A 22201-nucleotide genomic window follows, 5' to 3' on the forward strand; every position below is an offset into this window, starting at 1 on the left:
CCCCACAACCCGCCACGCCCGGCCCCCAAGAACATCGAACAAGGAATTCCCATGTCTGAAAACAACACCCTGTCTGCCGCTGATGCCATCGTCAAAAAGCGCCGCAACGCCCGCCTGGCCCTGCTGGGCGGCGTGGTGGTGCTGGCCGCAGTGGGCTCCACCGCCTACTGGAAGCTGCACGCCTCGCATTTCGTCTCCACCGACAACGCCTACGCAGCGGCGGAAGTGGCGCAGATCACGCCGTCCGTCGGCGGCACCGTGCTGGAGGTGAAGGTGAGCGACACCGACGCGGTGAAGCAGGGCGACGTGCTGCTGTTCATCGACCCCACCGACGCGAAGCTGGCCGTCGCCCAGGCCACGGCCGAACTGGATCGCGCCACCCGCCGCGTCAAAAGCTACATGGCCAACGACACCAACCTGAGCGCGCAGATCAGCGCCCGCGAGGCCGACGCCCAGCGCGCCACTGCCCAGCTGGCCGCTGCCCAGGCCGACTTCGAGCGCGCCAAGGTGGACTTGCAACGCCGCCAGGCTTTGGTCGCTTCAGGCTCGGTGTCGGGCGATGAGCTGACGCGCGCCAAGAACGGTTTTGACGCCGCCACCGCCCAGCTGGCCGCCGCCAAGGCCGCCGCCGCACAGGTCACCGCCAACCAGCGCTCGGCCGTCGCGGCCAAGGAGGCCAATGCGGCCCTCATCAGCCACAGCACCGTGGACACCAACCCCGAAGTGCAGGCGGCCCGTGCCCGCCTCGACCAAGCCAGGGTGGACCTGGCGCGCACCGTGATCCGCGCGCCGCTCGACGGCGTGGTGGCCCAACGCAGGGTGCAGCTGGGCCAGCGCGTGCAGCCCGGTATGCCGCTGATGGCGGTGGTGCCCGTGCAGGAGATCTATGTGGACGCCAACTTCAAGGAAGTGCAACTGGAAAAAGTACGCGTCGGCCAGAGCGTGAAGCTGCACGCCGACATCTACGGCAAGGGCGTCACCTACCAGGGCGTGGTGGAAGGCTTCTCGGGCGGCTCGGGCTCGGCCTTTGCCGCCATTCCGGCGCAGAACGCCACGGGCAACTGGATCAAGGTGGTGCAGCGCCTGCCCGTGCGCGTCAAGCTCGATGCGGCCGAACTGCAGGCCAACCCGCTCAAGGTGGGCCTGTCGATGAGCGCCGAGATTGACACGCGCACCGGCGACAGGCAGGCCACGGCCGCCGCCTCTGCGCAAGCCCCGCGCACGGCTGCAAACTGAGCGGGACCGACACCATGAGTCCAGCGACCACGGCGCCCGGCGCGCCCGCCGCACACCATGCCCCTGCAGCCCCCGCGCCGCTGAGCGGCCCGATGCTGATCATCGCCGCCTTGATGCTGGCCTCGGCCAACTTCATTGCGGTGCTCAACATGACCATCGCCAACGTGGCGGTGCCCAATATCGCCGGCGCCCTGGGCGCCGCTGCAAGCCAGGGCACCTGGGTGATCACCTCGTTCGCCGTGGGCGAGGCCATCACCGTGCCGCTGACCGGCTGGTTTGCCGCGCGCTTTGGCGCGGTGCGCGTGTTCGTGGTGTCGATGATTTTGTTCGGCATCTTCTCCATCCTGTGCGGCCTGTCCACCTCGATCGGCATGCTGGTGGTGATGCGCGTGTTCCAGGGCCTGAGCGGTGGCCCACTGATGCCGCTGTCGCAAACGCTGATGCTGCGCATCTTCCCCAAAGACAAGGCGGGCGCGGCGATTGGCATCTGGTCGATGACGACACTGGTCGCCCCCGTGGTCGGTCCCATCCTGGGCGGCTGGCTGGTGGACGACTACGCCTGGAACTGGGTGTTTCTGATCAACGCGCCCATTGCCATCGGCTTTGGCCTGGGTGCCTGGAAGCTGCTCCGCCACTACCAGGACAGCCCCGTGCGCAACCCGTTCGACAAGGTCGGCCTGGTGCTGCTGCTGGTCTGGGTCATCGCGCTGCAACTGGTGCTGGACGAGGGCAAGAACCTCGACTGGTTTGCCTCCAGCCAGATCGTGGCGTTGAGCATCATCGCCGTGGTCGGTTTTGCCGCCTTCCTGATCTGGGAGCTGCACGAGAAGCACCCGGTGGTCGATCTGCGCGTGTTCCGCCACCGCGGCTTCAACGCCGCGGTGATCACCGTCAGCGTGGCCTATGCCGCCTTCTTTGGCGTCAGCGTGCTCACGCCGCTGTGGCTGCAAAGCTTCATGGGCTACACCGCCACCGACGCGGGCCTGGCCACCGCCTGGACCGGCGTGACCGCCCTGTTCGTCGCGCCCATCGTGGCCAACAGCAAGCGCGACCCGCGCGCGCTGGTGTTCTTTGGCGTGCTGTGGATGGCGCTGGTGACGCTGTGGCGCACGGTGGCCAACAGCGACATGGCGTTCTGGGACATTGCCATTCCGCTGGCAGTGATGGGCTTTGCGCTGCCGTTCTTCTTCATCCCGACCACGGGCATCGCCCTGGGCAGCGTGGAGGAGCGCGAGATGGACTCGGCCGCCGGGCTGATGAACTTCCTGCGCACGCTCTCGGGTGCGTTTGCCACCTCGGTGGTGACCACCGTGTGGGCCAACCAGACCACGCGCAACCACGCCGAGCTGGTGGGCCTGGCCGACCGCGATGGCAGCGTGCAGGCCCTGCTGCAGCAGTCGGGCACGCCGCCCGAAGTGGCCACGCAGGTGGTGGACTATCTCATCGTCTCGCAAAGCGGCATGTTGTCCACCAACCAGGTCATGACCGGCATTGCCGTGATGTTCTTCATCGCCGCCGCCATCATCTGGATCGCCCCAAAACCCACGCGCACCGTCGAGCCTGGCGCCGGTGGGCATTGATGAAAGATACGACCATGTTCAAACACATTCTGGTTCCCACCGATGGCTCGGAGCTGTCGCTCGGCAACGTGGCACGGGCTGCCGCCTATGCCAAGGAAACCGGCGCGCGCATCACGCTGTTCTACGCCCAACCGGAGGCGCCGTCAGCCTATGCCGGGCTGGGGGCCATGAGCAGCCCGCACCTCAACGAGGAGATCCAGACCCGTCTCGACGAAGCCGCGCAGGAAATTCTCGATGCCGCAGACGCCGTGGTGCGCGAGGCCGGAGCAAGTTGCCAGCGCGTGGTGCTCGTGGGCAGCAGGCCCTTTGAACTCATCATCGCTGCGGCAGACAGCCACGGTTGCGACCTGATTTTCATGGCCTCGCACGGGCGCTCAGGCGTCAGCGCCCTGCTGCTGGGCAGCGAGACACAGAAGGTGCTGGCGCACTCCCGCATTCCGGTACTGGTCTACCGGTGAGGCACGGCCGGTAAAATCCGGGCTTTTGCATTGCACTTCGCCTGATAACCACGGGCCCGCAAGACCATGATCCGACTCTCCGAAATCCGGCTGCCGTTCACCGTGGCCGAAGCCCCCGATGCGCCGCTGCGCGCCGCTGCCACCCAGATTCTGGGCCTGGCCGACACCGACATTGCCCACCTGCACGTCTTCAAGCGCAGCTTTGACGCGCGCAAGGCCGACCTGCTGGCGGTCTACATCGTGGACATCACCCTGGCCCAGCCTGAACGCGAAGCCGCGCTGCTCGCAAAGTTCGCCGGTAACCCGCACATCCAGCCCACGCCCGACATGGCCTGGCACCCTGTGGGCCAGGCCCCGGCAGACCTGCCCCTGCGCCCGGTGGTGGTGGGCTTTGGCCCCTGCGGCATCTTCGCGGCACTGGTGCTGGCGCAGATGGGCTTCAAGCCCATCGTGCTGGAGCGTGGCAAGAGCGTGCGCGAGCGCACCAAGGACACCTGGGGCCTGTGGCGCAAGCGTGAGCTGCATGCCGAGAGCAACGTGCAGTTTGGCGAAGGCGGCGCCGGGACGTTTTCCGACGGCAAGCTCTACAGCCAGATCAAGGACCCGCGCCACCTCGGCCGCAAAGTGATGAACGAGTTCGTCAAGGCCGGCGCGCCTGAAGAAATCCTGTACGTCGCCCATCCGCACATCGGCACCTTCAAGCTGGTGAAGGTGGTGGAGAACCTGCGCGAGCAGATCATCGCGCTGGGCGGCGAGATCCGCTTCGAGCAGCGCGTGACGGACGTGATCATCGAAGGCCAGGGCGAGCAGCGCCATCTGCGCGGCCTCAAGGTGCTGAACCAGGCCTCGGGCGAGACCAGCGAGCTGCGTGCTGACCATGTGGTGATGGCGCTGGGTCACAGCTCGCGCGACACCTTTGCCATGCTGTATGAGCGCGGCGTGGCGATGGAGGCCAAGCCATTTTCCATCGGCTTTCGCATCGAGCACCCGCAGGGCGTGATCGACCGCGCCCGCTGGGGCCGCCACGCGGGCCACCCGCTCTTGGGCGCGGCCGACTACAAGCTGGTGCACCACGCGCAAAACGGGCGCGCTGTCTATAGCTTTTGCATGTGCCCTGGTGGCACCGTGGTGGCCGCCACCAGCGAACCGAACCGCGTGGTGACCAACGGTATGAGCCAGTACTCGCGCAACGAGCGCAACGCCAACGCGGGCATGGTGGTGGGCATCGACCCGCGCGACTACCCGCAGGACGCGCAGGCGTTTGAAACCCACCTGGGCCAGACCCATGGCGTGGAGCGCCTGGCCCCCGGGCAATACCACCCGCTGTCGGGCAGCGTGCTGCAACGCCAGCTTGAATCCAACGCCTTTGTACTGGGCGGGCGCGACTACAGCGCGCCGGGCCAGCTGGTGGGTGACTTCATCAAAGGCACGCCATCCAGCCAGCTGGGTGATGTGGAACCTTCCTACAAGCCGGGCGTGGCTCTGGGTGACCTGCACCCCGCCCTGCCCGGCTACGCCATCGAGGCCCTGCGCGAGGCGCTGCCGGTGTTCGGCCGCAAGATCAAGGGTTTTGACATGCACGACGCGGTACTGACGGGCGTGGAAACACGCACTTCGTCGCCGCTCAAGATCGGGCGCGGTGAGAACCTGCAGAGCCTGAACACGCCCGGCCTGTACCCCGCGGGCGAAGGCGCCAGCTACGCGGGCGGTATTTTGTCGGCCGGGGTGGACGGCATCAAGGTGGGTGAAGCCGTGGCGCGCAGCCTGCTGGGCACAGGCGCCGCATGACCACAGCGACCCTGGCGCGCCCCGGCGTGGCGCAGTTTGCCGCCGCTGCCCTGGCCATGGCAGCGGTCGTGCTGGCCTCCAACATCCTCGTCCAGTACCCCATCAACGACTGGCTGACCTGGGGCGCCATCACCTACCCGGTGGCCTTTCTGGTGAGCGAACTGGTCAACCGCGCCCATGGGCCCGCCCAGGCCCGGCGCGTGGCGTGGCTGGGGTTTGCGGTGGCCGTGGCGGCCTCGCTGGTGCTGGCGCCAGCGCGCATTGCCGTGGCTTCGGGCACTGCCTTTTTGCTGTCGCAATGGCTGGACATTGGCGTGTTTGACCGGTTGCGGCACGGCAGCTGGTGGCGCGCGCCGCTGGTGGCCACGCTGCTCGCGGCCATGCTGGACACCGCCGTGTTCTGGAGCATCGCGTTTGCGGGCACCGAAGGGCCCTGGGTGACCTGGGCACTGGGCGATCTGGCCGTGAAGCTCGCCCTGGGCGTGGCGCTGCTGCTGCCGTTTCGCTTGCTCATCAGCCGCCAGCTGGCGCAGCGCGCCGCCTGAAGGCCCACGCGCGAAAGCACGGGCGGGGTGGTGCCCGGCGGCGCTCCCGCGCTCGTCAGTTGACTTGCATCAACGTGCGCACCGTGCAGCGCGCAACACTGGAGGCTTGTGCGGGTATCTCTGGAAAACGATCTGCGCAGATCGCTTTCGCCCCGCCGCACCGACCGGAGTCCTTCGATGTCCCTTGCCGTGCCCAGCCCCGCCCCCACCACCCCTTCGGGAAGTCTCACCAAACGGCTCGGCCTGCTCGGCGCCCTGGTAGCGCTGCTGCTGGTGCTGGCATTGCCCACGCCGGCCGGGCTACCGGTAGCGGGGCAGACCATGCTGGCGATCCTGGCGTTCGCCGTGATCGTGTGGATGACCGAGGCGCTCGAATATTCGGTCAGCGCGGTGGTGATTGCCGCGCTGATGGTGTTCCTGCTGGCCTACGCGCCCAGCGTGGCCAAACCCGATGGCGCAGGCATGGGCACAGGCGCGGCGCTGAATCTGGCGCTCTCAGGATTTGCCAACAGTGCCGTCGCGCTGGTCGCTGCCGCATGTTTCATCGCGTCGGCCATGACGGCCACGGGGCTGGACCGGCGCATCGCGCTCACGGTGCTGTCCAAGGTGGGGGCCAAGACGCACCACATCGTGATTGGCGCCATGGTGGTGGGCTTTTTGCTGTCGTTCATCGTGCCCAGCACCACGGCCCGCGTAGCGTGCCTGATGCCGATCATGCTGGGCTTTGTGCTGGCCTTCAAGGTGGACCGCAAAAGCCGCTTCGCCGCCCTGCTTGTCATCACCACGGCGCAGACCGCCAGCATCTGGAACGTGGGCATCAAGACCGCCGCAGCGCAGAACATGGTGGCCATCGGATTCATCGAAAAGCAGCTGGGCGCGCAGATCACCTGGGGCGAATGGTTTGTGGCGGCGGCCCCGTTTGCCGCGCTGATGACGGTGGCGCTGTTTTTCATCATGACGCGCATGATGAAGCCCGAGATGAAGGAAATCGCGGGCGGGCAGGAGACCATCCGCCAGCAACTGGCCGAGCTGGGCCCCATGACGCTGAACCAGTGGAAGCTGCTGGCTCTGGTGCTGGTGCTGCTCGGTTTCTGGTCCACGGAAAAGGTGCTGCACAACTTCGACACCACCTCCACCACCGTGGCAGCCGTGGCGCTGATGCTGTTTCCGCGCATCGGCGTGATGGACTGGAAGCAGTCGCAAAAGGGTTTTCCGTGGGGCACCGTGGTGCTGTTTGCCGTGGGCATCAGCGTGGGTTCCGCCCTCTTGCAGACCAAGGCGGCGGGGTGGCTGGCCCAGCTCATCGTGAGCAACCTGGGGCTGCAGATGGCTTCGGCCTTTGCGATCCTGATGCTGCTGTCGGCGTTCCTGATCGTCATCCACCTGGGCTTTGCCAGCGCCACCGCCTTGGCCTCCACGATGATTCCCATCGTCATCAGCGTGCTGTCCACAGTGCAGACGCCCGGCATCAACGTCGTGGGCATGACGATGATCCTGCAGTTCGTGGTGAGCTTTGGCTTCATCCTGCCGGTAAACGCGCCGCAGAACATGATCGCCTACGGCACCGACACCTTCGAAGCGCGCGACTTCATACGCACCGGCATCGTGATCACGCTGGCTGCGGCGGCCCTGCTGGTGGTCTTTGCGCTGACCTACTGGCCGTGGCTGGGGCTGATGGTGCACTGAGCCGCAGCACCCCAGAAAAAGAAACCGCCGCGGGGCGCGAGCCCGGCGGCGGTTTGCAGGCGCGGGGCCCGGCCCTTAGCCCTGCTGCGCGTTCTGCAGCGCGGCAATGCGCTCTTCAATGGGCGGGTGGGTGCTGAACAGCTTGCCAATGCCGCCGGCAATGCCCATGGCGGCCATGCTCTTGGGCAGTTCGGCAGGGTGGCTGCCGCCCAGGCGAGCCAGGGCGTTGATCATGGGCTGGCGGCGGCCCATGAGCTGCGCGGCGCCTGCGTCGGCGCGAAACTCGCGCTGGCGGCTGAACCAGGCCACGATCATGGCGGCCACGAAGCCCAGCACGATGTCGAGCACGATGGTGGTGGCGTAATAGCCGATGCCAGGGCCGGAGCGGTTTTCGTTGTTCTTGTTGAGGAAGCTGTCCACCGCGTATCCGATCACGCGCGACAGGAACACCACGAAGGTGTTCATCACGCCCTGGATCAGCGTCATGGTGACCATGTCGCCATTGGCGATGTGGGCAACCTCATGGCCGATGACCGCCTCGACCTCTTCACGCGTCATGCCTTGCAGCAGGCCGGTAGACACCGCCACCAGCGCGCTGTTCTTGAACGCGCCCGTGGCGAAGGCATTGGGGTCACCCGGGAAGATGCCCACTTCCGGCATGCCGATGCCAGCCTGGTCGGCAAACTTGCGCACGGTATCGACAATCCAGCGCTCGTCGGCCGAGCCCGTGCCGTCGATGATCTGCACCTTGGCGCTCCACTTGGCCATGGGCTTGCTGATGAGCAACGAGATGATCGCGCCGCCAAAACCCATGATCAGCGAAAAACCCAGCAACGCCGTGAGGTTCAGGCCGTTGGCCGTGAGGTAGCGGTTGACGCCGAGCAGGCTCGCCACCACCCCCAACACCAGCACAACGGCCAGGTTGGTCATTACAAATAACATGATCCGTTTCATGGGTTCTCCGTGGGACAAAACAATGGAATTACAAAAACACGCACTGGGCGGATGCCGGACCAGATGGGGGCCGTGGGCCCGGCTTCAAGCCAGCCGGGCGCAGCCGCGATTTCATCGCGCTATGGTAGGTGCAAATTTCGACAGTGGCCTTATCACACAGGCAGCGGCGGGAATTAGTACTGATCCAGCGTTGCATCAGCCGCCGTCGCCGCGACGCGGCGGCCGGAACACCAGAGGATCCGCATAAAAGGCAGCATCCCCATTGGCAGGCCACCAGCCGGGCACCCCCAGCACGGGCAACGGAGCAAACGGCTTGCCGGCCCACCGCTGGGTGTCGATATCCTGGGCCAGCCAGGCATCCAGATGCGCTGCCAAATTAATAGCACATGGCGCTTGACAGACGTGCGCCACCATGGGTTTTCGTGGTGAAACAAGCTTTTCCAGCAGGGCATGCCCGAACAGCAGCAGCCGGGCCTCGTTCCACAGCGGGCGCAGATCGACAAAAAGCGCCTGCCAGTTCCGCGCCCGCAGTGCCTGCCAGATCGGCTCGGGGGCCTGCAGCACAGCGCCGTTCTCGTCGAACAGGGTGAGCGCATCGCGCAGCGGCCCCCGCACCGCCTGCACCCCATGGGTGGCAATGGCCTGGGCCTGCAGCTGGTTCAGGCGGCGCTTGGTGTGCGGAAACTGCAGCCAGACCAGGCCGTTGAAGAAGTCGTGCAGGTTGTCGCGCGTGGGCACGCGGCGGGTGTCCCAGATGTACTGCTCGTAGGCGGTGCCTTCGGACAGCGCGGACTGGGGCACAAAGACCACGGGAGCACCCTTCGGCGCTGCGGTCTGCAATGCCTGGTGCACCGACGGGTCATCCTGCAGAAGCTGCTGGGCAAGGGGCTGGCCCAGGCCGCACCACGGCGCCAGCCAGGGAGCGCTCCAGTCAATGGCGCCGAACGCTTCGCTTACACCAGCCGCCACGGCAGGGCTTCACCGGCGCGCAGGGGCTTGAGTTCGGCCTCGCCAAACGCAAAGCTGTCGGGCGGTGTCCACGACTCGCGGCGCAGGGTGATGGTGCCGGTGTTGCGCGGCAAGCTGTAGAAGTCGGGGCCGTGGAAGCTGGCGAAGCCTTCGAGCTGGTCAAGCGCACCCGCGTTGTCGAAGGCCTCGGCATACATCTCGATGGCCGCGTGGGCGGTGTAGCACCCGGCGCAGCCGCTGGCGTGTTCTTTCAGGTGCGCCGGGTGCGGTGCGCTGTCGGTACCCAGGAAGAACTTGCTGCTGCCGCTGGTGGCCGCCTGCACCAGGGCCACGCGGTGCGTTTCGCGCTTGAGCACCGGCAGGCAGTAGTAGTGCGGGCGCACGCCGCCGATGAAGATGGCGTTGCGGTTGTACAGCAGGTGGTGCGCGGTGATGGTGGCGGCCGTGTAGCGGTCGGCCTGCATCACATAGTCGGCCGCGTCCTTGGTGGTGATGTGCTCAAAGACGATCTTCAGCTCGGGGAAGTCGCGGCGCAGCGGGATGAGTTGCTGCTCGATGAACACCGCCTCGCGGTCGAACAGGTCAATGTCGCTGCTGGTGACTTCGCCGTGCACCAAGAGCAGCATGCCGGCCTTCTGCATGGCTTCCAGCGTCTTGTAAGTCTTGCGCAAGTCAGTCACGCCAGCGTCGCTGTTGGTGGTGGCGCCGGCAGGGTAGAGCTTGCAGGCCACCACACCGGCCGCCTTGGCGCGCACGATTTCTTCGGGCGGCAGGTTGTCCGTGAGGTACAGCGTCATCAGCGGCTCGAACTGCACGCCCGCTGGTACGGCGGCCAGGATACGCTGCTTGTAGGCCAGGGCCTGCTCGGCCGTGGTGACCGGTGGGCGCAGGTTGGGCATGATGATCGCGCGGCCGAACTGGGCTGCGGTGTGCGGCACGACGGTGTGCAGCGGCTCGCCGTCGCGCACGTGCAAGTGCCAGTCGTCGGGGCGGGTGATGGTGAGGGTATCAGGCTGGGTGGGGGTGTCGGGTGCGGCTGTCATGGGCAGCATTGTCCCATCGGAGCGATTGCTACTAATTTGATAGCTATCAGCGCTTTATGGATAAGGGCTGGCTGCCAAAAATGCTTGAAGTATCGCCATCCCAAGGGTGAATGCCGTGGAGCATCGAGGCTGCAGATCGGTGGCGGCGGTGCCCTGGCTTCGACGAGCTCAGCCCGAACGGTTGGTGTGGGACAGGTTCAGCCTCCAACAAGAGCCGCCAAAACAAAAGCGCTCCGAAGAGCGCTTTGTTTTATCCAGCTGGCACCGCATGCGGCACCGCCCCATGAAACCGCCACTTCCCCACCCCAGCGCACCCGTGGATCCGGCTTCGCCGGTCCAGGGGGTGCGTCCCCCTCAGGGGGAAGGCGCGCAGCGCCGCAGGGGGAGCATCAGTGCGCCAGGATCTTGTTGAGAAAGTCCTTGGTGCGGGGCTGGCGCGCGTCGGGGTTGTTGAAGAAGTCTTCCTTGGAGCAGTCTTCCAGGATCTTGCCGCCCACATCCATGAAGATCACGCGGTTGCTCACCTTGCGGGCAAAGCCCATTTCGTGGGTCACGCACATCATGGTCATGCCTTCGTTGGCCAGGCCCACCATCACGTCCAGCACTTCGCCGACCATTTCCGGGTCGAGCGCGGAGGTGGGCTCGTCGAACAGCATCACGATGGGGTCCATCGACAGCGCACGCGCAATGGCCACGCGCTGCTGCTGGCCGCCCGAGAGCTGGCCGGGAAACTTGTCCTTGTGCGCCATCAGGCCCACACGCTCGAGCATCTTGAGGCCGCGCTTCTTGGCGTCGTCCGCGCTGCGGCCCAGCACCTTGATCTGCGCAATCGTGAGGTTGTCCGTCACCGACAGGTGGGGGAACAGCTCGAAGTGCTGGAACACCATGCCCACGCGGCTGCGCAGCTTGGGCAGATCGGTCTTGGGGTCGTGCAGCGCAATACCGTCCACCGTGATCTCGCCCTTCTGGAAGGGTTCGAGCGCGTTGATGGTCTTGATCAGCGTGGACTTGCCCGAGCCCGAAGGGCCGCAGACCACCACCACTTCCCCCTTCTGGATGGTGGCCGTGCATTCATTGAGCACCTGCACGGGGCCATACCACTTGGATACGTTCTTGAGTTCAATCATTTCTGGTTCCTCGGTCTCTTGTGCTTCAGCGGATGATGGCGATCTTCTGGTGCAGGCGTTTCACCATCCAGGAAAGGGCGTAGCACATGACGAAATAGAGCACGGCTGCGGCCAGGTAGGCCTCGATGGGGCGGCCGAAGTTCTTGCCCGCCACCTCAAAGCCCTTGAGCATGTCGTAGGCACCAATCGCATACACCAGCGACGTGTCCTGGAACAGGATGATGGTCTGCGTCAGCAGCACGGGCAGCATGTTGCGGAACGCCTGGGGCAGCACCACCAGCTTCATGTTCTGGCCATACGTCATCCCGAGCGCCTGGCCGGCATACACCTGGCCACGCGGAATCGACTGGATGCCGGCGCGCATGATTTCGCTGAAGTACGCCGCTTCAAAGGCGATGAAGGTGATGATGGCCGACATTTCAGCGCCGATGGGGCGGCCGATGATGGCAGGCACGAGCAGAAAGAACCACAGGATCACCATCACCAGCGGAATGCTGCGCATACCGTTGACGTAGATGGTGGCGGGCACTTCAAGCCACTTCTTGCCCGACAGCCGCATGAGCGCGAGCACGGTGCCAAACAGCACACCTCCAATGGTGGCGATCACCGTGAGCACCAGACTGAAGTACAGCCCCTTGAGCACGAAGTTGGAGATCAGCTCCCAGTTGTAGAAGGAAAAATCGATCGTCATGTCAATGCCCTCCCCCGGCAGCACCACTGACGACCATGCCAGGAATGCGGGCACGCTTTTCAATGAAGGCCATGATGCGGTTGATGGCGAACGCCGAGATGATGTAGAGCGCCGTCACCGCCAGATACACCTCAATGCCGCGCGAGGTCTCCTCCTGGGCCTGCATGGCGAACATGGTGAGCTCCGCCACCGACACCGCAAAGGCCACGGACGAGTTCTTGAAAATGTTCATCGTCTCGCTGGTCAGCGGCGGAATGATGATGCGAAACGCCATGGGAAGCAGCACATAGCGGTAGGTCTGGAAGGTGGTGAAACCCATGGCCAGCCCCGCATAGCGCTGGCCCCGTGGCAGCGACTGGATCCCCGAGCGCACCTGCTCGGCGATACGCGCCGAGGTGAAGAAACCCAGTGCAAACACCACCAGCGCAAACCCCGGCACACCCTGCAGCACCGGAAAGAAGCTGGGCAGCACGTGGTACCAGAGAAAAATCTGCACCAGCAGCGGAATATTGCGAAACAGTTCGACCCAGGCGTTGCCCAGGCGCACGATCACCGGCCGGTCCTGCAAGGTGCGCAGCGTACCGATCAATGACCCCAGCACAAGCGCCAGCACCAGGGCCAGCAACGAAACAGACACGGTCCAGCCCCAGGCCGACAGCATCCAGTCCAGGTACGTGATGTCGCCGCCTTTGCCAAAGCAGCTTTGCACGACTTCCCTGTCCATGGTGTCCTGGCAGAACACCTGCCAATCCCAACTCATAGGAGCACCCCTTTGGTTGTGGGGCCGCACCGGCGGCGCGGCCCTTTGCGAAGCCAACAAAAAAGCCCCTCCGAACCGGCTGGCCGAAGGGGCACAAGCTCTCTACAGATTACTTCTTGGCGTAGTCTTCCATGGGCTTGTCGTTGGGCGTTGCCCATGCAGCCTTGGTCGCTTCAGACATTGGCAGGCCGATCTTGGTGTTGGTAGGCGGCACAGGCTGCATGAACCACTTGTCGTACAGCTTGGCCAGGGAGCCGTCTGCGATCTGGCGCTTGATGGAGTCGTCCACAGCCTTCTTGAAAGCAGGGTCGTCCTTGCGCAGCATGCAGGCGATGGGTTCCACGTTCAGCACTTCGCCCACGATCTTGTAGTCGGCAGGGTTCTTGGACTTGGAGATGTTGGCCGCCAGGATGGAGCCGTCCATCACGAAGGCGTCCGCACGGCCGGTTTCCAGCATCAGGAAACTGTCAGCATGGTCCTTGCCGAACACCTCCTTGAAATCCACGCCACCTGCGCGCTCATGCTTGCGCAGGGTTTGCACCGACGTGGTGCCGGTGGTGGTGGCAATGGTCTTGCCGTTGAGGTCCTTGATGGAGGTGATGCCCGAGCTTGCCTTGGTGGCGATGCGAACTTCTTCCACGTAGGTGGTCACGGCAAAGGCCACATCCTTCTGGCGCGCGGCGTTGTTGGTGGTGGAGCCGCACTCCAGGTCCACCGTGCCATTGGTCACCAGCGGGATACGGTTTTGCGAGGTGACGGGCTGGTACTTGATGTCCAGCTTGGGCAGGCCCAGCTGCTTCTGGATGTCGGCCAGCACGATCTCACCCATTTCGGTGTGGAAACCCACAAACTTGCCATTGCCCAGCGTGTAAGAGAGACCGGAAGACTCGCGAACTCCCAGGGTCACGCTACCCGATGCCTTGATCTTGGCGAGGGTGTCGTTGGCCTGCGCAAAAGCGCTACCTACAGCCAGGGCGGTGACGGCGACCGCGAGCAGATGTTTCTTCATTGATATCTCCTTGTGTTGAAACCGGAAAAAAAGGGGGGGATTCTAGAGACTCGGCAGCGCCCGCGGTGTCGGGCGCCCGCCATCTCCAAAAATGTGCACCCAGGGCCGAAATGGTAGTCAGAACGGGACCTGGTCGGTAGGGTATTTCCAGAAGTCGCGCAACAGGTAGCTGACGGGCAGGTTCAGCGCGGTGTTGGTGGGCGGTATCGGCTGGTTGAACCACTTGTCATAGATGGGGTAGATCTCGCGGCTGGTGATCAGCCTGCGCATCTCCTCGTCCACGAGCTTCTTGAACTCGGGGTCGTTTTTGGGAAGCATGATGGCCAGCGGCTCGGTGGTCATGAATCGGCCCACGATCTTGAGCGCCTTGGGGTCGGGGCGGCCCGCAGCCAGCCCATACAGCAGTACGTCGTCCATCACGAACGCGTCCGCCTCGCCCTTCTCGACCATTTCCAGTGCACGCGCATGGTCTGGTGCTTCGATGATGGTGATGCCCATCAGGCGTTCACGGTTGGCCTGGTCGGCAGCCTTGAGCGGGGTGGACCCCTTGGTGGACACCAGCCGCTTGCCATTGAGGTCTTCTACGCGGTCGATGGAGCTGTTGGCTTTGACCAGCAGCCGCGCGCCCGTGATGAAGTGGGGAATCGTGAACGCCACTTTCTGCCGCCGCTCGGCGTTGTTGGTGGTGGAGCCGCACTCGAGGTCCGCTTTGCCCTGCTCGATCATGGTGATGCGGTTGGCGGACGTGACAGTCATGAACTCGACGGCCATGTCTTTTTTGCCGGTCTTGCGGCGCACCACCTCGGCCAGCTGCAGGCAAAGGTCCAGCGCGTAGCCCATGGGCTTGCCACTTTTTGCGTCGATGTACGAAAACGGTACGGACGACTCCCTGTGGGCAATCACCAGCTTTCCGCCAGCATTGATGCGATCCAGCACCGAGGCCTGCGCAGAAGCGGCAAAGCTGCTCAATGCGGCAACAAGGCCGCAGGCTATTCCCCAATGCTGAACGTTCATGCTGTGACTCGGTGAGTGGATGGATCGGAATTGCAATGTTCGTGCCATCGCCCTGGCCCTGGAACCGTGGGCTCAAGGAAGGCGCGTTGCGATGACCGACCCCGCGATGGCGCAGACTTTACGTGTCGGCCCCATGAAATTCCAATGCCGTTTGCGCGCGCAACTATGCAAAGCGTTTATATCCGTATTTACCCTAGGCATGACGTGGCCTGCGCCTGGAGGTACGTCCACAAGGCTTGCGCGGTTCCTTTGGGGGCCTCCTTGCCAGTCGGTTTCTCACGGTAGGCGCGGACATCCATCGTCATCTGCAGGTCGGTCGTGTCGGCAGGCGCCGCGCTGACAAGCCGGCGCGATCGCAGTTCTTTCTTGACAGCACTGTGCGGCAGGAAAGCGACGCCGTGGCCTTCGAGCGCCATGGCCTTGAGCCCTTCGGCCATGTCCGTCTCATACACCCTGTCCAGATGAATGGGCGTGCCGGACTCCTTGAGAATCAGCTCCGTCACCCGCCCCAGGTACGCACCGGGCGCATAGCCCAGGTACGGCAAGGGCTGGCCTGCACGACCCGGCAGGCGGTGCACGGGCTGGCCCTCCGCGTCGGCCTTGCTGTAGGGCGAGAGCACCTCTTGCCCGAGGCTGACCATTTCATAGCGGTCGGCATCCAGCTGGAAAGGCTGTGACGGGTGGTGGTAGGCGATGAGCAGGTCGCAACCGCCTTCCACGAGCCGCATCACGGCGTCGTGCACGTTGAGCGCAATCAAACGACTCTTGAACGGACCGAACTTGTCGTGCAGGCTCGACACCCAGGCGGGAAAGAAGGTGAACGCCAGCGTGTGCGGCACCGCGAACTCGATCATGTCCTTGCCGGCACTGGTGTGCGCACGCAGCATGGCGCGCGTGTTCTGCAGCGCCTGCAGCATCTCCAGCGCCTGGTCATAGAGGGTCTTGCCCGCGGGTGTGAGGCGTGTGGGGTAGGAGCTGCGGTCCACCAGATCGGTGCCCGCCCAGGCTTCGAGTGCCTGTATCCGCCGCGAAAACGCGGGTTGCGTCACGTGGCGCAACTGCGCAGAGCGGCTAAAGCTGCGCGTTTCCGCAAGACTGACGAAATCTTCGAGCCACTTGGTTTCCATGTGGCGCATTATCCGCCCGCGTTCACCGCCTTGCGCGCCAGGGGAAAGCGGGTGATGAACGGTGCCGGTGCGCCGCACCCCTGCTGTGCAAGCCTGCCAGCCAGCCAGCCAGCCAGCCAGCCAACGCATAATGCCGGGCAGCGCCTGCCGCGCTGTTCCATGCCCGGGGCGGCAACGCCCCCGGCCCCCGGCGCACAACACCGCCGGGCAGGGCGGCGGGCTTTCGCACGTTCCCCCCTCCCACCACTGCCCTCCATGTCCACCCCTCCCACGCCAGGGCCCGCAACGGACACGCCGTCCCGCGCCACAGGCCCCGAGGCCGAACCCCGTTCGCTGCGCCTTGAAGACTGGCTCACCGTCATCGTGATGGCGACGCTGGCCCTGATCACCTTTGCCAATGTGCTGGTGCGCTATTTCACCAACTCGTCTTTTGCCTGGACGGAGGAGATCTCGATCTTTCTGATGATCGTTCTGGCGCTGGTGGCGGGCTCTGCGGCGGTGGCGCGCAACCAGCACATCCGCATTGAATACTTTGCCGAAGGCGGCACAGCGCAGCGCCGTAAGCGCCTGGCGCAACTGGGAGCCATCAGCGTCGCCCTGCTGTTCGGGCTCATTGCCGTGCTCAGCGTGCGCGTGGTGTGGGACGACTACCGTTTTGGCGAAACCTCGCCGGGCATCGGCGTGCCTCAGTGGTGGTATTCGATCTGGCTGCCGATACTGTCCACGCTGATTGCGGCCCGCGCCCTGGGAGTGCTGGTGAGACGCACACGCGCCACGCCCGGCGAAGCCGCATCGCCCCCTGATGGTGATCAACCATGATCGCCACACTGCTGTTCGTGGCCTTTCTGGGCCTGATGTTTCTGGGCGTTCCGATAGGCGCTGCGCTGGGCCTGGCGGGCGCCGCGGCGATTGCACTGGCCAACGCCGACAGCCAGTGGTTCGGCCTGCTGGCCGTGCCCCAGAACTTCTATGCAGGCCTGGGCAAATACCCGCTGCTGGCCATCCCCATGTTCGTCCTGGTGGGCTCGATCTTTGACCGCTCGGGCGTGGCGCTGCGGCTGGTGAACTTTGCCGTATCCATGGTCGGGCGCGGGCCGGGCATGCTGCCGCTGGTGGCGATTGCGGTGGCGATGTTCCTCGGGGGCATCTCGGGCTCGGGCCCGGCCAATGCTGCTGCCGTGGGCGGAGTAATGATTGCCGCAATGGCACGCGCGGGCTATCCGCCCTCCTTCTCGGCCAGTGTGGTGGGGGCGGCTGCGGCCACCGACATCCTCATCCCGCCCTCCGTCGCGTTCATCATCTACTCGGTGCTGGTGCCCGGCGCCTCGGTGCCCGCACTGTTTGCAGCGGGCATGGTGCCCGGCGTGCTGGCGGGCATTGCACTGATCGTGCCCGCCGTGTGGATGGCGCGCAAGCACAAGATGGGCACGCTGGAGGCCACCCTGCCCCGCCCGGCCTTCTGGAAGAGCCTGCGCGAAGCCAGCTGGGGCCTGGCCGCTCCGGTGCTGATTCTGGGCGGCATGCGCGCGGGCTGGTTCACGCCCACCGAGGCAGCGGTGGTGGCGGTGTTCTACGGCCTGTTTGTGGGCATGGTGGTGTACCGCACGATCTCCGTGCGCGACCTCTTTCCCATCCTGCGCGAATCGGGCGAGCTGTCGGCGGTGATCCTGCTGGTTGTATCGCTGGCGGGCATCTTTGCGTATTCACTGTCCACGCTGGGCGTGATCGATCCGGTGGCCAAGGCCATCGTGAATTCGGGCCTGGGGGAATACGGCGTGCTGGCACTGCTCATCGTGCTGCTCATCACCGTGGGCATGTTCCTTGACGGCATCTCGATCTTCCTGATCTTCGTGCCGCTGCTGCTGCCCATCATGAACCACTACCAATGGGACCCGGTGTGGTTTGGCGTGATCCTGACCCTGAAGGTGGCCCTGGGCCAGTTCACGCCACCGCTGGCCGTGAACCTCATGGTGTCGTGCCGCATTGCCGGCGTGCGCATGGAGTCCACCGTGCGCTGGGTCGGCTGGATGCTGTTGGCCATGTTCCTCGTCATGGTGCTGGTGATTGCATTTCCCCAGCTGGCCCTGTGGCTGCCCGCAAGGCTGGGTTACTGACTTGAGGCAACGCTGAACAGGTCCCTCATGCGCCGCGAATCCCGGGAAATGTTTTCAGCGTCGCCCTGAGGGCAGGCCCTGCGCCGCAGGGACCGGCCGACCAATCGACACGTAGTGCAACCCGTAACGCGCAGGCAGCTCAGGCGGGTAGAGGTTGCGCCCGTCAAACACGGCACGGTCGCGCAGGAGCTCGGCCATGCGCGCAAAGTCCGGCACGCGAAAGGCTTTCCATTCGGTGACGATGGCCAGCGCATCCGCGCCCTCCAGCGCCTGCAGCGGGCTGGCGCACAGGCGCAGGTCTGGCCGCTCGCCATACAGCCGACGGGCCTCCTCCATGGCCACCGGGTCGTGGGCCTGCACGCTGGCGCCCGCGGCCCACAGCGCTTCCATCAGGGTGCGGCTGGGGGCTGCACGCATATCGTCGGTATTGGGCTTGAAGGCCAGGCCCCACAGTGCAATCACCTTGCCCTGCAGCTGCCCCTCGTAGTGGGCGCGGATGCGCTCGAACAGCACGCGCTGCTGCGCGGCGTTGCGCTGCTCGACAGCCTCCAGCACCACGGGGCGCAGGCCCACGCTGTGCGCCGTGTGGATCAGCGCCTGCACATCTTTGGGAAAGCAGCTGCCGCCGTAGCCAGCGCCCGGGTAGATAAAGTGGTAGCCGATGCGCGGGTCGCTGCCAATGCCCTGGCGCACCGCTTCAATGTCGGCGCCCAGCTGTTCGGCCAGGTTGGCCATCTCGTTCATGAAGCTGATCTTGGTCGCCAGCATGGCGTTGGCAGCGTATTTGGTGAGCTCTGCGCTGCGCACGTCCATCACCAGGAGCTTGTCGCGGTTGCGGTTGAACGGGGCGTAGAGCTCGCGCAACTGGCGCTCGGCACGGGCACTGTCGGTGCCGATCACGATCCGGTCGGGCCGCTGGCAGTCGGCCACGGCCGCGCCTTCCTTGAGGAATTCGGGGTTGGAGACGACGTTGAACTCCAGTTCCAGCCCCCGCGCCGCCAGACCTTCGCGCACGGTGGCGGCCACACGGTCGGCGGTGCCCACGGGCACGGTGGATTTGTTGACGATGCACAGCGGTTTGTCCATGTGCTGCGCCACCGTGCGCGCCACCGCCAGCACGTGGCGCAGGTCGGCGCTGCCATCCTCGCCCGGCGGCGTGCCCACAGCCAGGAACAGCACTTCGGCATGGCGCACGCCCTCGGCGGCATCGGTGGTAAAGCGCAGGCGCCCCAGGGCGGCGTTGTCCGCCACCAGGGGCTGAAGCCCGGGTTCATAGATGGGAATGCGCCCGGCGCGCAAAGCCTGCACCTTGGCTTCGTCCACGTCCACGCACAGCACCTCGTGGCCCACATCGGCCAGCACGGCCCCTTGCACCAGGCCCACATAGCCCGTGCCAAATACGGTGACTTTCATGCTGCGTAAAACTCCTTGAACCACTGTACAAAGCGGGCCACCCCGTCGCTCACCGCGGTGTTGGGCGCAAACCCTACCCACTCGGCCAGCGCACGGGTGTCGGCGGCGGTCGCGGTCATGTCGCCGGGCTGCACGGGCAGCAAGCGCTTGCTGGCCTGCACGCCCAGCGCGGCCTCGATGGCGGCGATGTAGTCCATCAGCACCGTCGGCTGGTTGTTGCCGATGTTGAACACCCGGTAGGGTGCCTGGCCGCGGCCGGGGTGTGGCGCCTGGGGATTGAAGGCCGGATCGGGCGTGGCGGGCTTGTCCAGCACGCGCAGCACGCCCTCGACGATGTCGTCGATGTAGGTGAAATCGCGCACCAGTTGGCCCTGGCCGTAGACGTCAATGGTCTGTCCCGCCAGGATGGCCTGGGTGAACTTGAACAGCGCCATGTCGGGCCGCCCCCAGGGGCCGTACACCGTGAAGAACCGCAGCCCGGTGGTGGGCAGCTGGAACAGGTGGCTGTAGGTGTGCGCCATCAGCTCGTTGGATTTTTTGGTGGCCGCATACAGGCTGATGGGGTGGTCCACCGCGTCGGCCTCGCTGAAGGGCAGCCGGGTGTTGCCGCCATACACGCTGGAGCTGCTGGCATACACCAGGTGCTGCACCGGCCAGGCCCGGCAGGCCTCTAGCAGGTTCACAAAGCCCGCCAGATTGGCATCCACGTAGGCGTGCGGCTGGTCGATGGAATAGCGCACCCCCGCCTGCGCCGCCAGATGCAGCACGCGGGCGGGGCGCACCCGCGCAAACACCTCGGGCAAGGCCTGGCGGTCGGCGATGTCCAGCCGCTCAAAGCGAAAGTTCGGGTGCGGCAACAGGCGAGCCAGCCGCGCTTCTTTCAGCGCCGGGTCGTAGTAGGCATTGAGGTTGTCGATGCCGACCACGGTGTCGCCGCGCGCCAGCAGGCGGGCGCAGGCGTGCATTCCGATGAATCCGGCAGCGCCAGTGACAAGCACAGTGTTCATGGCGAAGGCAATGGGTTGGGGGATCGGGGTGAGGCAGCAGAGGACGCTGCCAGGGCTGGATGCCAGAGAAACTGGTAGCGCATGGGAGGCTGACCTTTCGCGTGCAGGTAGGGCAGCTCCAGCGTGACCGGCGTTGTGGGCAGCGCGGGCGTGTGCCACCAGCCGGACGGCGGCTGTGGAGCGCCGCGCGCCACCTGCACCCATCGCTGGTCTGCCCCGCCGCGCAACACCTCCACTGCGCATGCGCCTGTGGGCGGCTCCGTTGGGGGCGTGGCCTGCGGGGCGGGCACCTTGCACACAGACACCTGCGCCTGCACAAACTGCAGCCGCAGTTGCCCGGCCAGCACGGCATCGCCCGCCACAATCGGGCTGCGGCCGTCATAACCGGCTGCGCGCAGGGCGCTGGCCAGTGCGGCAACCGGCTCGTTCAGCTCGTCGGGCGCGCCTCGCTGGCCATTGGCCCAGACCCGCAGGCTCAGCGCCAGCCACACCAGCACCGCCATGCCCAGCAGCATCCCGCCAAACAGCCTGCCGCCCCGATGCCCTGCCAGCCCGGGCCGCCAGGCAAACGCCATCAGCGGCACCGTACACAGCAGCGGGTAGAGCCAGCGGCCCTTGATGTGCGTGACACCGCCCACAACGACCAGCGCCGCGAGCGCCAGCGCCAGCAGCAGCACATAGCGGCCAAACAGGGGCAAGACACTGTCGGAAAGACCTGAACCCGGGCGGGGCTCCGCCACCGCTGGCGGGGGCGTGGACCGCCACCAGCCGCTGCGAAACGCCACCAGCGCCAACAGGGCAAAAAGCAGCAGGTTAGCCAGCACCGCCTTGGCCAGGCTCAGCACGCCGCGCACCACCGGGTGCTGGTCACCAACGGACTGCAGCTTGCCCATGGTGGGGGCACTGGCGGCCTGCCAGTGCTCGAGCAGCCACAGGCCATGCGGAAGCACAACGAGCAGTGCCAACACCGGCAGCCACCAGGCCCCACGCTCGCGCAGCAGTGCCCGGCCTGCCGGCAGCGACAACAGTGCGCCGCCCAGCACCGCGGCAAACAGCGCGAAACTGTATTTGGACAGCATGCCCAGCCCCAGCAGCAACCCCAGCAGCGCGAACCCCGCCGGGCGGGGCTGGCGCAGCTGGCGCAACAGCGCCCACCAGGTGGCGGCGACCAGACAGGTGAGCAGCACCGAGTGCGTCAAATCGCGCAGCGATTCCCACCCCATGGCAGGGATCAGCAGCAGGCTTGCCGCCGCCCACAGCGCCGCGCGCTCGGGCATCAGGGGCAGGGCCGTGCGCCATACCAGCACCAGCGTCAGGCCCAGCAGCATGAATTTCAGGCTCGACAGGGCCAGCACGCTCGGCCCCAGCAGGGCAAACCACCCCGCTTGCAGCCACGTGTATAGCGGCGGCTGGCTGCCATAACCCCAGGCGAGCGTCTGGCTCCACAGCGCCTGTTCGGCCTCATCCAGTTCCAGCGCTGGCGACACCGCCACGCGCGACGCCACATGGGCGAGCATCCAGAGCAGGCACCACGCAAGCGGGTGCATCCAGGGGGACCAACGGGGCGGCGGAGCAAAAGACAAGGTAGGTAACCAGAAAATAAAGCCGCAGCGGCCCAGGGAGCAAGGCGGGCAGCGGCTTGGCGGGCCTTTGCCTTGGCACAATACCAAGTCCATCGAC

20 protein-coding genes are annotated in these 22201 nt (G+C 65.5%); 8 read left to right on the top strand and 12 right to left on the bottom strand.

Features of this window, described 5'->3' with window-relative positions:
* Positions 1–51: 51 nt before the first annotated feature.
* The 6 genes from KYG_RS05015 to KYG_RS05040 all read left to right on the top strand — a co-directional run bounded on the left by KYG_RS05015 (position 52) and on the right by KYG_RS05040 (position 7293).
* The gene (locus tag KYG_RS05015; RefSeq protein ID WP_008903758.1) at positions 52–1236 is read left to right on the top strand and encodes an HlyD family secretion protein; all 1185 of its coding nucleotides are present in this window, start codon (positions 52–54) and stop codon (positions 1234–1236) included.
* A 92-nt stretch (positions 1237–1328) separates the two neighbouring features.
* Complete coding sequence (locus KYG_RS05020) at positions 1329–2816, top strand: DHA2 family efflux MFS transporter permease subunit (protein WP_008903759.1); 1488 nt, start codon at positions 1329–1331, stop codon at positions 2814–2816.
* A 14-nt stretch (positions 2817–2830) separates the two neighbouring features.
* Positions 2831–3274, top strand: coding sequence for a universal stress protein (locus KYG_RS05025; RefSeq protein WP_008903760.1), 444 nt, complete (start codon positions 2831–2833; stop codon positions 3272–3274).
* A 66-nt stretch (positions 3275–3340) separates the two neighbouring features.
* Complete coding sequence (locus KYG_RS05030; RefSeq protein WP_008903761.1) at positions 3341–5062, top strand: NAD(P)/FAD-dependent oxidoreductase; 1722 nt, start codon at positions 3341–3343, stop codon at positions 5060–5062.
* Positions 5059–5607, top strand: a complete 549-nt coding sequence (locus KYG_RS05035) for a VUT family protein (RefSeq protein ID WP_008903762.1) — start codon at positions 5059–5061, stop codon at positions 5605–5607. The genes KYG_RS05030 and KYG_RS05035 overlap by 4 nt, the downstream gene beginning before the upstream one ends.
* A 177-nt stretch (positions 5608–5784) precedes the next feature.
* Positions 5785–7293, top strand: a complete 1509-nt coding sequence (locus KYG_RS05040; RefSeq protein WP_008903763.1) for a DASS family sodium-coupled anion symporter — start codon at positions 5785–5787, stop codon at positions 7291–7293.
* Between the two features lie 75 nt (positions 7294–7368).
* Here the strand turns inward: KYG_RS05040 and htpX are convergent, their stop codons facing one another.
* The 9 genes from htpX to KYG_RS05085 all read right to left on the bottom strand — a co-directional run bounded on the left by htpX (position 7369) and on the right by KYG_RS05085 (position 15987).
* A complete protein-coding gene (htpX, locus tag KYG_RS05045) occupies positions 7369–8247 on the bottom strand; it encodes a protease HtpX (protein ID WP_034693233.1) in 879 nt (292 codons plus the stop codon).
* Positions 8248–8442: 195 nt separating this feature from the next.
* Positions 8443–9216 carry a DUF3025 domain-containing protein gene (locus KYG_RS05050; RefSeq protein WP_008903765.1) on the bottom strand — a complete coding sequence of 258 codons (774 nt, stop codon included), beginning with the start codon at positions 9214–9216 and terminating at the stop codon, positions 8443–8445.
* Positions 9201–10259, bottom strand: a complete 1059-nt coding sequence (gene pyrC, locus KYG_RS05055; protein ID WP_034693258.1) for a dihydroorotase — start codon at positions 10257–10259, stop codon at positions 9201–9203. Before pyrC ends, KYG_RS05050 begins: the two co-directional genes overlap by 16 nt.
* 389 nt (positions 10260–10648) lie before the next feature.
* Entirely contained in the window at positions 10649–11386 is a 738-nt protein-coding gene (locus tag KYG_RS05060) for an amino acid ABC transporter ATP-binding protein (protein ID WP_008903767.1), read from the bottom strand.
* A gap of 25 nt (positions 11387–11411) precedes the next feature.
* On the bottom strand, positions 11412–12077 hold the full coding sequence (locus KYG_RS05065) for an amino acid ABC transporter permease (protein WP_034693261.1): 666 nt from the start codon (positions 12075–12077) through the stop codon (positions 11412–11414).
* A 1-nt stretch (position 12078) separates the two neighbouring features.
* A complete protein-coding gene (locus tag KYG_RS05070) occupies positions 12079–12837 on the bottom strand; it encodes an amino acid ABC transporter permease (RefSeq protein WP_008903769.1) in 759 nt (252 codons plus the stop codon).
* Positions 12838–12946: 109 nt separating this feature from the next.
* Positions 12947–13846: an amino acid ABC transporter substrate-binding protein gene (locus KYG_RS05075; RefSeq protein ID WP_008903770.1), complete on the bottom strand. Its 900-nt coding sequence runs from the start codon at positions 13844–13846 to the stop codon at positions 12947–12949.
* Between the two features lie 117 nt (positions 13847–13963).
* Positions 13964–14860 (bottom strand): amino acid ABC transporter substrate-binding protein, encoded by an 897-nt coding sequence (locus KYG_RS05080; RefSeq protein WP_034693235.1) that lies wholly within the window; start codon positions 14858–14860, stop codon positions 13964–13966.
* 188 nt (positions 14861–15048) lie between these two features.
* Positions 15049–15987: a LysR family transcriptional regulator gene (locus KYG_RS05085; protein ID WP_034693264.1), complete on the bottom strand. Its 939-nt coding sequence runs from the start codon at positions 15985–15987 to the stop codon at positions 15049–15051.
* Between the two features lie 255 nt (positions 15988–16242).
* Between KYG_RS05085 and KYG_RS05090 the strand changes: the two genes are divergently transcribed.
* Both KYG_RS05090 and KYG_RS05095 read left to right on the top strand, forming a co-directional pair.
* Entirely contained in the window at positions 16243–16806 is a 564-nt protein-coding gene (locus KYG_RS05090) for a TRAP transporter small permease (RefSeq protein ID WP_008903773.1), read from the top strand.
* A complete protein-coding gene (locus KYG_RS05095) occupies positions 16803–18101 on the top strand; it encodes a TRAP transporter large permease (protein ID WP_008903774.1) in 1299 nt (432 codons plus the stop codon). The genes KYG_RS05090 and KYG_RS05095 overlap by 4 nt, the downstream gene beginning before the upstream one ends.
* Positions 18102–18155: 54 nt before the next feature.
* On the opposite strand, the gene KYG_RS05100 is transcribed toward KYG_RS05095, so the two are convergent.
* Genes KYG_RS05100 through KYG_RS05110 form a run of 3 tightly spaced genes read right to left on the bottom strand, consistent with a single transcriptional unit; the run spans position 18156 to position 22068 of the window.
* A complete protein-coding gene (locus KYG_RS05100) occupies positions 18156–19514 on the bottom strand; it encodes a UDP-glucose/GDP-mannose dehydrogenase family protein (protein WP_008903775.1) in 1359 nt (452 codons plus the stop codon).
* On the bottom strand, positions 19511–20521 hold the full coding sequence (locus KYG_RS05105) for an NAD-dependent epimerase (protein ID WP_008903776.1): 1011 nt from the start codon (positions 20519–20521) through the stop codon (positions 19511–19513). The genes KYG_RS05100 and KYG_RS05105 overlap by 4 nt, the downstream gene beginning before the upstream one ends.
* Positions 20518–22068 (bottom strand): glycosyltransferase family 39 protein, encoded by a 1551-nt coding sequence (locus KYG_RS05110; RefSeq protein ID WP_050813797.1) that lies wholly within the window; start codon positions 22066–22068, stop codon positions 20518–20520. Before KYG_RS05110 ends, KYG_RS05105 begins: the two co-directional genes overlap by 4 nt.
* Positions 22069–22201: the final 133 nt, after the last annotated feature.

This window comes from Acidovorax sp. NO-1, from assembly GCF_000238595.1.
In the GTDB taxonomy this organism is placed as follows: Bacteria; Pseudomonadota; Gammaproteobacteria; order Burkholderiales; family Burkholderiaceae_C; genus Acidovorax.

Excerpts from the sequence above, each read along its gene's own strand:
- KYG_RS05040 (WP_008903763.1), top strand. The coding sequence starts at position 5,785 with ATGTCCCTTGCCGTGCCCAGCCCCGCCCCCACCACCCCTTCGGGAAGT.
- KYG_RS05025 (WP_008903760.1), top strand. The coding sequence starts at position 2,831 with ATGTTCAAACACATTCTGGTTCCCACCGATGGCTCGGAGCTGTCGCTC.
- KYG_RS05080 (WP_034693235.1), bottom strand. The coding sequence starts at position 14,860 with ATGAACGTTCAGCATTGGGGAATAGCCTGCGGCCTTGTTGCCGCATTG.
- KYG_RS05020 (WP_008903759.1), top strand. The coding sequence starts at position 1,329 with ATGCTGATCATCGCCGCCTTGATGCTGGCCTCGGCCAACTTCATTGCG.
- KYG_RS05030 (WP_008903761.1), top strand. The coding sequence starts at position 3,341 with ATGATCCGACTCTCCGAAATCCGGCTGCCGTTCACCGTGGCCGAAGCC.
- htpX (WP_034693233.1), bottom strand. The coding sequence starts at position 8,247 with ATGAAACGGATCATGTTATTTGTAATGACCAACCTGGCCGTTGTGCTG.
- KYG_RS05065 (WP_034693261.1), bottom strand. The coding sequence starts at position 12,077 with ATGACGATCGATTTTTCCTTCTACAACTGGGAGCTGATCTCCAACTTC.
- KYG_RS05110 (WP_050813797.1), bottom strand. The coding sequence starts at position 22,068 with ATGCACCCGCTTGCGTGGTGCCTGCTCTGGATGCTCGCCCATGTGGCG.
- KYG_RS05075 (WP_008903770.1), bottom strand. The coding sequence starts at position 13,846 with ATGAAGAAACATCTGCTCGCGGTCGCCGTCACCGCCCTGGCTGTAGGT.
- KYG_RS05015 (WP_008903758.1), top strand. The coding sequence starts at position 52 with ATGTCTGAAAACAACACCCTGTCTGCCGCTGATGCCATCGTCAAAAAG.
- KYG_RS05105 (WP_008903776.1), bottom strand. The coding sequence starts at position 20,521 with ATGAACACTGTGCTTGTCACTGGCGCTGCCGGATTCATCGGAATGCAC.
- KYG_RS05100 (WP_008903775.1), bottom strand. The coding sequence starts at position 19,514 with ATGAAAGTCACCGTATTTGGCACGGGCTATGTGGGCCTGGTGCAAGGG.
- KYG_RS05085 (WP_034693264.1), bottom strand. The coding sequence starts at position 15,987 with ATGGAAACCAAGTGGCTCGAAGATTTCGTCAGTCTTGCGGAAACGCGC.
- KYG_RS05090 (WP_008903773.1), top strand. The coding sequence starts at position 16,243 with ATGTCCACCCCTCCCACGCCAGGGCCCGCAACGGACACGCCGTCCCGC.
- KYG_RS05035 (WP_008903762.1), top strand. The coding sequence starts at position 5,059 with ATGACCACAGCGACCCTGGCGCGCCCCGGCGTGGCGCAGTTTGCCGCC.
- KYG_RS05095 (WP_008903774.1), top strand. The coding sequence starts at position 16,803 with ATGATCGCCACACTGCTGTTCGTGGCCTTTCTGGGCCTGATGTTTCTG.
- pyrC (WP_034693258.1), bottom strand. The coding sequence starts at position 10,259 with ATGACAGCCGCACCCGACACCCCCACCCAGCCTGATACCCTCACCATC.
- KYG_RS05060 (WP_008903767.1), bottom strand. The coding sequence starts at position 11,386 with ATGATTGAACTCAAGAACGTATCCAAGTGGTATGGCCCCGTGCAGGTG.
- KYG_RS05070 (WP_008903769.1), bottom strand. The coding sequence starts at position 12,837 with ATGAGTTGGGATTGGCAGGTGTTCTGCCAGGACACCATGGACAGGGAA.